Origin of the sequence: Pseudomonas sp. BF-RE-22 (assembly GCF_019956155.1) — a bacterium.
Lineage (GTDB): Bacteria > Pseudomonadota > Gammaproteobacteria > Pseudomonadales > Pseudomonadaceae > Aquipseudomonas > Aquipseudomonas migulae.
Genome location: NZ_JAHBDD010000033.1, coordinates 1 through 14,053 on the forward strand (window position 1 = coordinate 1; position 14,053 = coordinate 14,053).

Here is a 14,053-nt window from a genome sequence, read left to right on the forward strand (position 1 = left end):
GCCTCGCTCCTACAGAGGTATGCGATCCTCTGTAGGAGCGAGGCTTGCCCGCGAAGGGGCCCGCTCAGACGCTACAAAAAAATCAGTTCAAACCCAGTTTCCCACGCAACGTCGACAAATCCTCAGCCAACGTATTCACCGGCCCGACCAGCGCCTTGCGATCGCTGTCCTTCACTTTGTCATAGGTCTCAAAACCGCCATCCCTGGTTTTGTACTTCGCCAGCGTCTTGTTCACCGTGGCAAAGTTATTGTCGACCTTGGCAATGAACGCCGCGTCCTGCTTCTCGATCTGCGGACGGAACAGGTCGACGATTTTCTTGGCGCCGTCGATGTTGCCCTGGAAGTCATACAGGTCGGTGTGGCTGTAACGATCCTCTTCGCCGGAGATCTTGGTGGCGGCGACTTCTTCCAGCAGCGCCGCCGCGCCGCCCACCACTTTTTCAGGCGGGAAGGTCAGTCCGGCCACGCGGGTTTGCAGGTCCTTGACGTCTTTGTTCAAGCCATCCGCCAGTTCGCCCAGGCCCTTGGTGCTCTTCTCGGAAAACAGCGAGTATTCGATGCGGTGGAAACCGGTGAAGTCTTCGGCTTTCACGCCTTTTTCGTGGTCGTCGACACGGGAGTCGATGGAGGCGTCGAGGTCACTGAACAGCTCGGCAATCGGCTCGATCGATTCGTAGTAAACCCGGGTCGGCGCGTAGAGTTTTTGCGCGGTGGCCAGATCACCTTTCTTCACCGCATCGGTGAATTTCTGAGTGTGGCTGGCCAGTTCTTCCAGTTGCTCGGTGACGTAGATCTTGTAATCCGAAATCGGCCCCACCAGTTCCAGCGGCGCCGTCGCCGCGAAAGCCGAAAACGGGGTGTTGAGCAAACCAAGGGTCAGCAATAACGCGAGTGGCGACTTTTTCATGGGACGGTTCCGTGTTGGGGGGGGTTAGGCGGTGGCTTTTGTTTGTGTGGCGTTGAGCAATGAGCGACCGATGAAATCCTGGTCGCCCGTCACACCCGGTAGGGTGAAGAAGTACCCGCCGCCGACCGGTTTGAGGTATTCCTCGAGCGGCTCGCCGTTGAGGCGGGTTTGCACGGTGATGAAGCCTTTTTCCAGGTCGGCCTGGTAGCAGATGAACAGCAAGCCCATGTCCAGCTGACCGTTCTTGTTCACGCCGTTGGAGTAGTTGAACGGCCGGCGCAGGATCAGGTTGGCCTGACTCGCGGCGGTGCGCGGGTTGGCCAAACGGATGTGCGCATCGAGCTTGGTCAGCTTGCCTTCCGGGTCCTTGGCGTAGTCCGGCACCTCGGTTTCGTGGGCACCACCCATGGGCGCGCCGGTGCTTTTGACCCGGCCGAGAATGCTTTCCTGTTCCTGCAACGGCGTGCGGTCCCAGCGCTCGACGAAGTTGCGGATGATCCGCACCGCTTGATAGCTGCCATTGACGGCCCACGCCGGTTCGTCGCTGCCGGGCTGGACCCAGACGATGCGGTCCATGGCCTTGGCGTCGTTGGAATCGGGGTTGGCCGAGCCGTCGCGAAAGCCCAGAAAGTTACGCGCACTCTGCGCCGGCACACCGGGTTTCGCCGGTGCCTGGGGCGGCACGCTGCCTTCCTGTTTCCAGCGCACCAGCAGCAAGTCCGGCAGGTTTTTCACGATGTCGCGCAGGGCGTGGATGTTGGTGTCGGTGGTGTTGGAGCAGAACTGCAAACTCAGGTCGCCGTGGCAGCAATCGGCTTCCAGCGCATCGTTGGGGAAACCGACCATGCGGCTCAGCCGTTTCGGTTTGGCGTGGGCCAGGCCGAAGCGTTCGTCGAACAACGATTCACCCACCGAGACGGTGATGGTCAGGTTGTCGGGCGTGACCACCGGGCCAAGAATCCCTGAATCCACTGGCGGCAGTTTCGGATCGACCTGCGCCACCGGGCCGCCCTTCATCAGGAACGCGATGCGCTCATTGAGCGTGCGGAACAGCCGTTCGAGGTCTTCACGGTCACTGGCCAACACATCAAACGACACCAACATGCCCGACGCCGGGCGCGGCGTGACGATGCCGCTTTGGTGCTGGCCGTGGAAGTCGTGGTGGTCTTCGGTCCTGTCGCTGCTCGGTGCTTCGGTGACTTGCGCGGGGCTGGCGGCCATGGCCGGGCAGCTCAATGCCGAAGCGGCCAACGCCACACCGGTGGCGCCCATGCCCATCAATACCCGGCGACGCTGGAGGTTGAATTGCTCTGAATCGTTCATCTGAATGTCGTCTTCTGCTACAGGCCGGAAAGGCCAAGGGCGGGATCGATTCCATCGAGTGCATCGGCCAGTGCCTTGGCCTTGTCGGCGATCTGTTTGCGTTGCGCGGCGCCGACCGTGTCATAGCTCGCATAGCCGTCCTTGACCTTGAAACCGTTGAGTTCGGCATCAAGGCTGACGATTGCGCTGTCGAGGGTTGGCAGCAGTTCGGCGGCGGACTTGGTCAGCAGCGGGCGCAACAGGTCGACGACTTTGCGGGCAGCTTCAAGGTTGCCGGCGAAACCGTTCAAGTCGGTGTGGCTGTAGCGTTCTTCTTCACCGCTGCTGGCGCGCACATCGCCGAGGTTATTGAGGTTGCGCACCACGATGCTGACCAGTTGTTCCGGGGGCAGCGATTGCGCGAGCAGTTGTTGCTTGAGCGTGGTGACGTCGGTCAGCAGCTGTTGGGCTACCGGTGTCAGGCCGTCGAGGTTGCGTTGCTGGAACAGCGCATATTCCAGGCGATGGAAACCCACGAAGCCGGGGTCCTGCTCACGCTTTTCAAAGTAATCGGCACGGGCGTTGATCGTATTGTCCAGTTCCGCCAGGCGTTGTGTGGCCGGGGCAATGCGTTGGTAGGCACTGCGCGCCGGGACGTACAACGCTTGCGCCTGGCTCAGGTCACCGGCTTCGATGGCTTGTTCGAGCGCGGTGACGGCTTTGATCAGCGCGGTACTTTGGCTGCTCAGGTAAACGCGGAACTCCGACAACGGCCCGACGAAAGCCACCATCGACGGCTTGGCTTTGGCCGCGGCATCGGACGCCGCGGTGGGTGTCACGTGCAACGTGCCACGCGGGTTGCTCAGCAGGCCGCAGGTGATCGCGTAATCGCCGGGCAACAGGTTGGCGTTGATTACCTGACTCAGGCCGGGCGCGATGTTTTCCCGTTCTTCGACCACCAGCACGCCGTCAAGGATCTCCCATTCAACGGCACGATCCGAGCGGTTGACGATGCGGAAACTGGCTCGACCGGCCGGCACTGTCAACGCATTCGGCTCGCAGCTGTGAGGGTGAATGGTCACCAGCACTTCGTCATGGTTGGCCTGGCGTTTGGCCGCGGCCATTTTCGAGGCGTAGTAGAACAGGCCGCCGGCGGCGATCATCACGATCATCGAACCGGCCACCGCCCAGCGCAAGGCACGGGGAGGGGAGGCCTGAGGAGGGGCTTGATTTGACATGGGTGCCCTTACTGACTGGAAAAAATGCATTGGCGTACGCCCCTGTAGGAGCGAGCCTGCTCGCGAAAAAGCCACAGGCGCCGCTGGGCATCTGGTTTTACGCGTTATCGTTAACGACCATCGCGAGCGGGCTCGCTCCTACAGAGGGCAGGTGGTGCCGGGAGAAAAAACATCACCAGCGCCACCAGCAGGTAAATCAGATAAGCGCCGAGGGTGCTGACGGTGGGCGTGTCCTGGTAGCCGAACATCCCGGCCAGCACCGAGCCCAGCGGCCCGTCCATTGGCAGCGTCGCGCTGAAATCGAACAGCACGGTTTGCAGCTGATTCCACACCCCGGCTTCATGCAGCGCCTGTACCGAGTTGGCGAGAATGCCGGCCGCGACCACGAGGATGAACAGCCCTGTCCAGCGAAAGAACGCGCCGAGGTTCAGGCGCATGCTGCCGGTGTAAATGAGGAAGCCAACGATGATCGCCAGAATCAGGCCGAGCAGGGCGCCAATCGGGGCCGCCGGGCCTTCGCTTTGCTGGAACACAGCGAGCAGGAAAAACACCGTTTCCAGGCCTTCCCGGGCGACGGCGAAAAACACCATGGCGATCAGCGCCGTGACCTGATGTTTAGAGCCAGCCAGCGCCTGATCGAGGGAGACGTGCAGCGAATGCTTGATCGAACGCGCCACCTTGCGCATCCAGAACACCATGGAACTGAGGATGCCGACCGCCACCAGGCCGACCACACCTTCAAACAGTTCCTGTTGTTTCTGCGGGAACTCAGCGCTGACCAGTTCCAGACCGCCGCCCACCAGCAGGGCCAGCGCGGCGGCGAGAAACACGCCGATCCAAACGGCCGGCATCCACTGGCCACGACCGGTTTGCTTGAGGTAGCTGGCGATGATGCCGACGATCAATGCGGCCTCGATGCCTTCGCGCAGCATGATCAGAAAAGGAACAAGCATTCAGCACCGTCGTGGAAATAGATAGGGTGCTAATTTGTAACATAATGACACTCATTCCCAAATGCCAATAATTGACATTTACCTGAACCTAAGCTGAACGCACGTCTAAAAGAGTGGTTCGACTTGCTCGTTGTAGACCCCCACCAACCAGTCGTAGCGACGTCCGATAATCTCGAAATCATCGCTTAATTGTTGCGGTGACGCCTTGGCTGTCCAGTCGTCGCGCAGTTTTTCGATGGCTTTCAGATAACTTCCGCCCGGTGAACGCATGTAGTTCCAGATCTTTTCCGGGTAGTCGGCGGTACTGGTTGCAGGGTTGGCTTCCAGGTAACGGGCGCCATTGTCCCAGGCCAGTTGCAGGTTTTTTGAAGCGTCGCTCAGGTCATCGACGGACAAGGTCTGCTCGCGAACGTGGTTGTCGAGCTTGAGCATGAGGGTTCGTGCTTCCAGCATGTAGGTCAGGATATGGGCGTATTTGAGCTCATCCCGGACCTTGAGCTGCTTAAGCTGAACCTCACGAACATTCAGGTCCTCGATATCCAGCTGACGGCGCAGTGCGTCTGAAGCCTTGAGGTATTCATCTACCAACGGCAAAAACACGCTGTCACGTTGCGCTTTTTCCGCAGGACTGACCTGATAGGCAGGCACGGTATGGAAAAAGTCGAACAGTTGCGCCGCCTCGTTGGCGGCCAGCAGGGACGATTCGAGGCGATTCTGCAACGGCAGCAGCAGAGGTGCCGACTTCTGCAGATTGTTTTTTTGCTGCAAGTTCAGTCGACAGCCATATGCATCGTGATTACTTACAAAGTCGAGTCGTTCACGGACCTCAACCATCGGCCCGAAGTCCTCGGGAAAGCGCTCTTTCAGAGTGGGATCGGTCTTCCGGTCCCGATTCAGGTAACGGGTATAGGCATGACGCCAACGACTGTCGACGGAATTCAGGCAGGCAATCACCGGGCGCAGGGCGCTGGCTTTTTCCTGCTCGGCGAGATCGGGTTGATCGATCCAGCGTTTGATCGGCGTCAGAAGGACGCTTCGGTATTCGTTCAATGCACCCAGAAATGTCAGGGTCAGCACCGCAGTGAAGGCCATTGTACTTTTGTTCATGGATGAGCCTTTCCCGCGTTCAATTGTCCATACCATTGCTGTCGAGTCGGCGCTACCTGGCACTCCTGTCGACTGTCGAGGGGGCCGCTGCATCCGCGTTTGGCAAACGGCTGCAATCCTTGGTCGCGTCCCATCAACTGGTTGCTGGCGATGATATAGAACAGCACGGTCAGGCCGATCACACACACCATCAGCGCAATCGATAGCGCCGGCCCCAACACTGGAATTCGTAGTTTGGGTGGTGCTACACGCAGTGTTGCGGGCCAGGTAATACGGCTCAAGGCGCTCAGCAGCACGAGCACCGCGGCGTAGGCGGCCAGTGCTTCGGCGCCCAAAACGGTCCATGTCAATCCACCCATCAACCAACAGGGAAGAAACTCACGCAAGAGCAACGGCGGTGGATCCCTGAAGCTGAGCTGACGGGTTACGGGGCGGCTCAAGCGCACGTCCAGTGACCAAAATCGATCCGCCAGCGGACGGCAGACTACCAGCACGAAAGTGCTGAATACGATCAACAATACAGAGCAGGGGATTGCCTGGGAGTAGAGCCCGTATAGCATGTCTGAAACACTGTCGCCGGGGCCGGCTTTTCCATTGTCATTACCGGCAGCCCAGGCCAGCGAGGCGGCAAGCAGCCCGACGTTGACCGGCCAGGTCCGCCCGGACGGGACCAAGGCTTGCCAGAAGTAAGGATCGGAGTCCGGCAACACGCGGCACAGCTGTGGATGCTGCCGTTTGATCCTTTCGCTGAGATAGCGACAAGCGTTCCAGTCATCTTCAAAAAAGCGCCGGGCAAAGGCTTTTCGCTCGGCGGTCGTCATCGGTGTCAGAAACAGTCGCGCAGCGCGGCTCTGGGGATTGCGCTGGTTCAAGCTGGCGAGGTGTCGCTGCTCGTCGAGAAATGCCTGGTAGGGGTGACGCTCCAGCAGCATCGACCAATAAGGTTCTGGGCCGCGTCTCTGATTGTCGCCGGGGTTCCACTGCTGATGCGCACACAGCGTTTCGAACAGCTCCGTGGACCAGAAATCCGATTCCACCAGAACCTGGGCAAGGGTTGCGTTAAACCAGTCGTGACGTTCAAAGGACTGCAACCAATCGGCGCGCTTGAGCGCCAGAAAGGTTTCGATAAACCCGTCGACGTGCCCGGCCTCCAACTGCTCTCGCAGGCGTTTTTTGACTTCACGACAGTAAGCTTGATGAAGAAACTGGAGGGCATGGGGGGACAAATCCTCGCGTTGCCAGGTCGTCAACCAGTTGAAACGCTCCAACCCCCATTGCGCGAGCAACATGCCGTCTTCGCGTGGTTCGAGGCACATCATCAACAACAGTTCTTCGAATTCTCTGCTGCAATGGGTGGCCTGCGCCTGGTCCAGGCGCTGATCGAGCAGGTCGGGCGTAACGTCCTCCAATAACTGTTTCGCCCGCTGCTGCGCGGCGCTCAGCCCGAACGGCGCAAGGTCAGGTTCGACTTCGAGCGTGCCGCGAAACGAGGTATCCGGTGACGATGCTTCTCCCGCTTGCTCGCCGTCGCTGAACGCGGGCATCACCGACTCACGACGGCTCCATGCCAAGGCCTGTTCGTACGCTTCGCGCAGGCGTTGAAAACCGCTCGGGTCTTCATCCGGACGGTGCACTTTGAGCAGCGTCGCGTACTGACGCTTGATGCTGCGGGAGTCAGCGTCGGCCTCCAGCCCCAGAATGGCCCAGCAGTTCATCGCCATAGGCCTTGTTCGAGCTCATCGAGTTGTTGCATCAGTTGCACACGCAGCTCACGGATGGCCCGATCATCCTGACTGTCGAGCGTCTGCTTGAAGCGGTTGGCCATGTGATCGAGGTGCTGACGCAAGTCGCCGAGGCTTTCCTGGTATAGCCGTTCGAGGCGTGCGGTCAGCAGGCTGTTGACCTGTTGTTCCCGGGGGTGAACCTTGAGGCTCGCGAGCGTGGCCAAACGTTGCTGAATCTCTTCGGGGCTGAGGACTCCCGGATTGTTCTCGATCACCAGCGTGCGACGCTCGCCGGTACGCGTTATCAAGGCTTCGGCTTCAAGCAGGCCGTTGGTGTCGTAAGTGAAACGCACGTCAATGCCGACCTCGCCAGCCGGTGCCAATGGCACGTCCAATTCCATTTCGCCCAGGTGAATGTTTTCTCTCACCCAGCGGCTTTCGCCCTGATAAACCTTCAATTGCACCTTGCGTTGATTGTCGCGCAAGGTATAGACCGACTTGACCCGGCTCACCGGTACGACGCAGTTACGTTCGATAATCGGCAGGTAATGGCCGGCTTCTACGCCATCGCCGACCGTGATCCCGGTTTCAATTCCAAGGGTGTAAGGGCAGACGTCTGTCAGCACCACTTCTTCGAGCGCTGCGTCTCTGGCCTTGAGCGCCGCTTGTACCGCGGCTCCCAGGGCAATCGACTCATCCGGGTTAAGCGTGATCGACGGAAATCGTCCGAACAACCCGGCGACCATCCGCCGAATCAGCGGCATGCGGGTCGTGCCGCCCACCAACAGGACTTCATCAAGCTCTGATGGCCGAATGCGAGCATCGCGCAGCGCCGTTTCGATGGGGGTGCGCAAGCGTGCGAGCAACGGGCCGTATAGGTCGGCCAACTGGGTCTGGGTGAACGTCTGCTCCCATTGCCCAGAGCCATGACGCAGGACGAAGGTTGCGCTGTCGGCTTGCCCCAGTGCGTGCCGAACCCGTTCGGCTTCACGGCGCAGGCGATGGGCGATGTTCGGCTCGGTCAATGACGGCATGTTGCTGCGGTTGGCGTGGGCGGTGACAAACGCCTGAACCAGCACGCTGTCGAAATCCTCACCGCCGAGAAAATTGTCACCAGCGCTGGCACGGACTTCCATCACGCCATCAAACAGTTCGAGAATCGACACATCGAAGGTCCCGCCACCGAGGTCGAACACCAGAAACGAACTGGTCGTGTCCCGTTGATGCAAACCATAGGCGAGGGCGGCGGCAGTCGGTTCGTTGATCAGGCGTTCGACCTTGAGACCTGCCAGTTCGCCCGCGATTTTCGTGGCTTTGCGCTGAGCGTCATTGAAATAGGCGGGTACGCTGATCACCGCTTCGGTAACTGTTTCGCCATAGCGGCGTTCGACATCTTCCTTGAGGCTGCGCAGCACCAGTGACGACAGTTCTTCCGGACGGAACCGTCGAGTCCCGAGTTGAAGCTCGTGGGCACTGCCCATGTGGCGCTTGAACAATGCCGCGGTCAGATGTGGATGGGTCTGTAAACGCTCTTTCGCGGCCCGACCCACTAAAATACGCGCCTCATCGTCGAGACCGACCACGCTTGGGGTCAGCAGACTGTCCAGCGCATTGGGAACCAGTTCGGGGGCGCCGTTGCGCCAAACGGCAACCAGACTGTTGGTGGTGCCCAAATCAATGCCGACGATCATAACGTTTACAACTCCATGTCATTTCCGGATTTCTGCCCACAGCCTATCGGCCACGGAACAGCGGAATTGAGCCTCCTTGTGCGCAATACTGGCTTTTTGTGGAGCGCTGCCTAAGATGGCCGACAGATTGTTCAGTGCACCCGAGCGAGCCCAATGTCGGAAAAAGACACCATTTCCATTCAACTGGTGCGTGAAGCGCTGTTGCAAAGTTGCGCCCCTGGCGCTGCCACCGACGAGGTGTTGAACAAGGTCGGCATCGATCCGGCGCTGCTGGAGTCCGCCGTTGCCCGTGTCCCGGCCACGGCCTATGCGCGTTTGTGGCGGTTGCTGGCCCGGCGTGGCGACGATGAGTTTTTTGGCATGGACCCGCGCAAGCTCAAATCCGGCAGCCTGGAGTTTCTGTGCCGCTGCTCAATGGTCCAGCCGAGCCTGGCCGCCGGCCTGACTTCGGGGCTGGGGTTTCTGTCGTTGATGCTCGAACACCTGCCCGCGCAGCTGGTTCGTCAGCAAAGTCTCGCGGAAATCGTCCTGCTGGAAGACGACCAGGACCCTCGCCGCGCGTTCACCTATTTCACCTACTGGATGATCGTTCACGGTGTTGCGTGTTGGCTGGCCGGGCGGCGGATTCCGATTCTGGCCATCGAGTTGCGCTGCCCGGCGCCGGACTTTTGCGATGACTATCAGGTGATGTTTTCCGAGAACCTGCGTTTCGACCGGCCACGCACCCGAATGATTTTTTCGGCCGATTGCCTGGACCTGCCGATCAAGCGCAGCGCGGAAGAACTCAAGCGCTTCCTGGCCCATGCGCCGGCCAATATTCTGGTCAAGTACCGCGACCCGGAGAGTCTGGCGAGTCGGATCAAGCACGATTTGCGGCAATTGCCCGCCGAGCAGTGGCCGGAAACCGAACCTCTGGCACAGCAACTGTGCATGTCGGCCTCGACCTTGCGACGGCGGTTGGCGGAGGAGGGGCAGACCTATCAAGGCCTCAAGGACAGCGTGCGCAAGGAACTGGCCATTGTCTGGCTGGCGGAGCCGAGTATCAGCTTCGCCGAAATCGCCACGCGGCTGGGGTTTGCCGATGCGAGCTCGTTCTACAAGGCGTTTCGCAAATGGTCGGGGTCGAATCCGGGGCATTATCGGAGTTTGATTCTGACCGAGGCCGACTGATCCTGATTTTGTATTGATGCAGCTGACCTCTTCGCGGGCAAGCCTCGCTCCTACAGGATTAATAGTGAACCTGTAGGAGCGAGGCTTGCCCGCGAAGGCGTCAAACCCGGCGCCACATCTGTTGGATCTTGGCCAAACCAGTCAGACAACTTGATAGCTTTGACCATTGCCCCACCCCCCGCGCAGAGCGAGTATTTCGCTGTTGGTTACGCTTCCCCCAACCTAATAAAAATACCGAGGGATTCTGGCAATGCGCGATTACTTGTCTGCCACGTCACAGTTCAATTATCAGCACACCGTCGACGCCGCACTTGCGGGTAACCTGACGGCCCTCAATGCCTGTGTCGAGTGTTGCGACCGGCATGCGTTACCAGGTCGCATCGCGCTGTTCTGGGAAGGCCGGGACGGCACCAGTGCGACGTACACCTTCAGCGACTTGCAGGACAAGGCTGCACGTTTCGCCAATTTCCTGCTGGCGCAGGGCGTAAAGAAAGGCGACAAGGTCGCCGGCCTGCTGCCGCGCAATATCGAATTGTTGATCACCGTGTTCGCCACCTGGCGCATCGGCGCGGTGTATCAGCCGCTGTTCACCGCGTTCGGCCCCAAGGCCATCGAACACCGCTTGAGCAGCTCCGGCGCCAAAGTGGTGGTGACCGACGCGGTCAATCGCTCGAAACTCGCTGAAGTCGCCGACTGCCCGACCATCGTCACCGTCGGTGGTGCAAAAGGCCAGGGCATCGTCCGTGGCGATTTCAGTTTCTGGGCCGAACTGGCCAACTATTCCGCTGACTGCGAACCGGTGCTGCTGACCGGCGAAGACCCGTTCCTGCTGATGTTCACCTCTGGCACGACCGGCCCTTCGAAAGCGTTGTCGGTGCCGCTCAAGGCAATCGTCGCGTTCGAGAGTTACACCCGCGACGCCGTGGACCTGCGCCCTGAAGACGCTTTCTGGAACGTCGCTGATCCGGGTTGGGCCTACGGCATCTATTTCGGCGTCACCGGGCCGATGGCGATGGGGCATCCGATCACCTTTTACGATGGCCCGTTCACCCTCGAAAGCACCTGCCGGGTGATCAACAAATACGGGATCACTAACCTCACCGGTTCACCGACCGCCTATCGCCTGCTGATCGCCGGTGGCGATGAGTTCGCTAAGTCGATCAAAGGCAAACTGCGCATCGTCAGCAGCGCCGGCGAGCCGTTGAACCCGGAAGTGATCCGCTGGTTCGCCGACAACCTCGGCGTGGTCATTCACGACCATTACGGCCAGACCGAATTGGGCATGGTCCTGTGCAACCACCACGGCCTCGATCATCCGATCCACATGGGCGCCGCCGGTTTTGCTTCGCCGGGCCACCGCATCGTTGTGCTGGACGAGGAGTACAAGGAACTGGGTGTCGGCCAACCCGGCATCCTCGCCATCGACCGCACTCAATCGCCAATGTGCTGGTTCAACGGCTACGAAGGCGCACCGACCAAAGCCTTCGTCGGCAACTATTACCTGAGCGGCGACACTGTCGAGTGGAACCCGGACGGCAGCATCAGTTTCGTCGGCCGCAGTGACGACGTCATCACCACCTCCGGCTACCGTGTCGGCCCGTTCGATGTGGAAAGCGCATTGATCGAACACCCGGCCGTCGTCGAAGCCGCCGTGGTCGGCAAACCCGATCCGGAGCGCACCGAACTGGTCAAAGCCTTCGTCGTGCTCAGCGCGCAATACCGCGCCGCGCCGGAGTTGGCCGAAGAGCTGCGCCAACATGTGCGCAAACGTCTGGCCGCGCACTCTTACCCGCGTGAAATCGAATTTGTCAGCGAGTTGCCGAAAACCCCAAGCGGCAAATTGCAGCGCTTTATCTTGCGCAACCAGGAAATCGCCAAGGCTCAAGAGGCCGCAGCGAAGAACGTTTCAGCTTGAATCCAAGGAAACAATGATGCAGATCGAAAACAAGGTTTTTCTCGTCACCGGCGGTGCCTCCGGGCTCGGTGCGGCCACGGCTGAAATGCTGGTCGCGGCCGGCGCCAAAGTGATGCTGGTGGACATGAACGCCGAGGCGGTCGCGGCCCAGGCTGAACGTCTTGGCGCGCAAAGCGTGGTCGCGGACATCAGCAACGAAGCGGCGGCGGAAGCGGCGGTGCAGGCCACGGTCAAAGCCTTCGGTGGCCTGAACGGTCTGGTCAACTGCGCCGGCATCGTGCGTGGCGAGAAGATCCTCGGCAAAAACGGTCCGCATGCACTGGCCAGTTTCAGCCAGGTGATCAACGTCAACCTGATCGGCAGCTTCAACATGCTGCGTCTGGCGTCGGCGGCCATCGCCGAAACCGAGCCGGATGCCGATGGCGAGCGCGGTGTGATCATCAACACCGCTTCCGCCGCAGCCTATGACGGCCAGATCGGCCAGGCGGCCTATGCGGCATCGAAAGGCGCGATTGTCAGCCTGACCTTGCCGGCGGCTCGTGAACTGGCGCGCTTCGGTATCCGTGTGATGACCATCGCTCCGGGCATTTTCGAGACGCCGATGATGGCCGGCATGACCCCGGAAGTCCGCGATTCCCTTGCCGCTGGCGTGCCGTTTCCACCACGTTTGGGCAAACCGGCCGAGTACGCGCAGCTGGTCAGGCATATCATTGATAACAGCATGCTCAATGGCGAGGTGATCCGTCTCGACGGTGCCTTGCGCATGGCCGCCAAGTAAGGAGGATTTGTCATGACCCTTTCCCACGATCCAATCGTTATCGTCAGCGCCGTCCGTACCCCGATGGGCGGTTTCCAGGGCGAACTGAAAAGCCTGACTGCACCGCAATTGGGTGCCGCCGCGATTCGCGCCGCCGTTGAACGCGCCGGTGTTGCGCCGGACGCGGTTGAAGAAGTGCTGTTTGGCTGCGTGCTGCCCGCCGGCCTCGGCCAGGCCCCTGCGCGCCAGGCTGCACTGGGCGCCGGGCTGGATAAATCGACCCGCTGCACCACCCTGAACAAGATGTGCGGTTCCGGTATGGAAGCGGCCATCCTGGCCCATGACATGCTGCTCGCCGGCAGTGCCGATGTGGTGGTGGCGGGCGGCATGGAAAGCATGTCCAACGCGCCATACCTGCTGGACCGCGCCCGCAGCGGTTATCGCATGGGCCATGGCCGTGTGCTCGACTCCATGTTCCTCGACGGCCTGGAAGACGCCTACGACAAGGGCCGCCTGATGGGCACTTTCGCGGAAGATTGCGCTGAAACCAACGGCTTCAGCCGCGAAGCCCAGGATGCCTTTGCCATCGCTTCGACCACCCGCGCGCAGCAGGCGATCGAGGACGGCAGCTTCAAGGACGAGATCGTGCCGCTGACCGTGACCGTCGGCAAAGAGCAAGTCGTCATCAGCAACGACGAACAGCCGCCGAAAGCCAAACTGGACAAGATTGCCTCGCTGAAACCGGCCTTCCGCGAAGGCGGCACGGTGACGGCGGCGAACTCCAGTTCGATTTCCGACGGTGCGGCGGCGTTGGTGCTGATGCGCCGTTCCGAAGCGGACAAGCGCGGCCTGAAATCGCTGGCGGTGATCCATGGTCACGCGGCATTCGCCGACACGCCGGGCCTGTTCCCGGTGGCACCGATTGGCGCAATCAAGCGGCTGATGAAGAAAACCGGCTGGTCGCTGAATGACGTGGACTTGGTGGAAGTCAACGAAGCCTTTGCCGTGGTCGGCATGGCAGCGATGACCCATCTGGAAATCCCCCACGCGAAACTCAACGTGCACGGCGGCGCGTGCGCCTTGGGCCACCCGATCGGTGCGTCCGGCGCGCGGATCCTCGTGACCCTGCTCTCGGCCCTGCGCCAGAAAGGCCTGAAACGCGGTGTTGCGGCGATCTGCATCGGCGGCGGCGAAGCCACGGCGATGGCCGTGGAATGCCTGTACTGATCTGACCTGTAGGAGCCGGCTTGCTGGCGATGGAGTGTCAGCTACATCTGTGCCAACTGACA

At 60.5% G+C, this 14,053-nt stretch carries 11 protein-coding genes; 4 read left to right on the forward strand and 7 right to left on the reverse strand.

Going from position 1 to position 14,053, the window contains the following annotated elements; translation table 11 throughout:
- Nucleotides 1-82 precede the first annotated feature (82 nt).
- The 7 genes from efeO (KGA82_RS16695) to KGA82_RS16725 form a co-directional block, all read right to left on the reverse strand.
- Entirely contained in the window at nt 83-907 is an 825-nt protein-coding gene (gene efeO, locus KGA82_RS16695) for an iron uptake system protein EfeO (RefSeq protein WP_223451330.1), read from the reverse strand.
- A gap of 24 nt (nt 908-931) precedes the next feature.
- Nucleotides 932-2,230 (reverse strand): iron uptake transporter deferrochelatase/peroxidase subunit, encoded by a 1,299-nt coding sequence (efeB, locus tag KGA82_RS16700; protein WP_223451331.1) that lies wholly within the window; start codon nt 2,228-2,230, stop codon nt 932-934.
- A gap of 17 nt (nt 2,231-2,247) precedes the next feature.
- Nucleotides 2,248-3,447: an iron uptake system protein EfeO gene (efeO, locus tag KGA82_RS16705; protein ID WP_223451333.1), complete on the reverse strand. Its 1,200-nt coding sequence runs from the start codon at nt 3,445-3,447 to the stop codon at nt 2,248-2,250.
- Nucleotides 3,448-3,557: 110 nt separating this feature from the next.
- Nucleotides 3,558-4,400 carry an iron uptake transporter permease EfeU gene (gene efeU, locus KGA82_RS16710; RefSeq protein WP_223451335.1) on the reverse strand — a complete coding sequence of 281 codons (843 nt, stop codon included), beginning with the start codon at nt 4,398-4,400 and terminating at the stop codon, nt 3,558-3,560.
- A gap of 105 nt (nt 4,401-4,505) precedes the next feature.
- Entirely contained in the window at nt 4,506-5,507 is a 1,002-nt protein-coding gene (locus KGA82_RS16715; RefSeq protein ID WP_223451337.1) for a DUF3829 domain-containing protein, read from the reverse strand.
- Nucleotides 5,504-7,051, reverse strand: a complete 1,548-nt coding sequence (locus KGA82_RS16720) for a hypothetical protein (RefSeq protein ID WP_223451339.1) — start codon at nt 7,049-7,051, stop codon at nt 5,504-5,506. The genes KGA82_RS16715 and KGA82_RS16720 overlap by 4 nt, the downstream gene beginning before the upstream one ends.
- A gap of 167 nt (nt 7,052-7,218) precedes the next feature.
- Nucleotides 7,219-8,922: a molecular chaperone HscC gene (locus tag KGA82_RS16725; RefSeq protein ID WP_223451341.1), complete on the reverse strand. Its 1,704-nt coding sequence runs from the start codon at nt 8,920-8,922 to the stop codon at nt 7,219-7,221.
- Between the two features lie 153 nt (nt 8,923-9,075).
- On the opposite strand from KGA82_RS16725, the gene KGA82_RS16730 reads away from it, so the two are divergent.
- The 4 genes from KGA82_RS16730 to KGA82_RS16745 all read left to right on the forward strand — a co-directional run bounded on the left by KGA82_RS16730 (nt 9,076) and on the right by KGA82_RS16745 (nt 13,991).
- Nucleotides 9,076-10,092, forward strand: a complete 1,017-nt coding sequence (locus KGA82_RS16730) for an AraC family transcriptional regulator (RefSeq protein WP_223451343.1) — start codon at nt 9,076-9,078, stop codon at nt 10,090-10,092.
- Between the two features lie 250 nt (nt 10,093-10,342).
- Entirely contained in the window at nt 10,343-12,007 is a 1,665-nt protein-coding gene (locus KGA82_RS16735; RefSeq protein WP_008038364.1) for an AMP-binding protein, read from the forward strand.
- Nucleotides 12,008-12,023: 16 nt separating this feature from the next.
- Nucleotides 12,024-12,785, forward strand: a complete 762-nt coding sequence (locus KGA82_RS16740) for an SDR family NAD(P)-dependent oxidoreductase (RefSeq protein WP_008026522.1) — start codon at nt 12,024-12,026, stop codon at nt 12,783-12,785.
- Between the two features lie 12 nt (nt 12,786-12,797).
- Nucleotides 12,798-13,991 (forward strand): acetyl-CoA C-acyltransferase, encoded by a 1,194-nt coding sequence (locus tag KGA82_RS16745; protein ID WP_223451345.1) that lies wholly within the window; start codon nt 12,798-12,800, stop codon nt 13,989-13,991.
- The last annotated feature ends 62 nt before the right edge of the window (nt 13,992-14,053 follow it).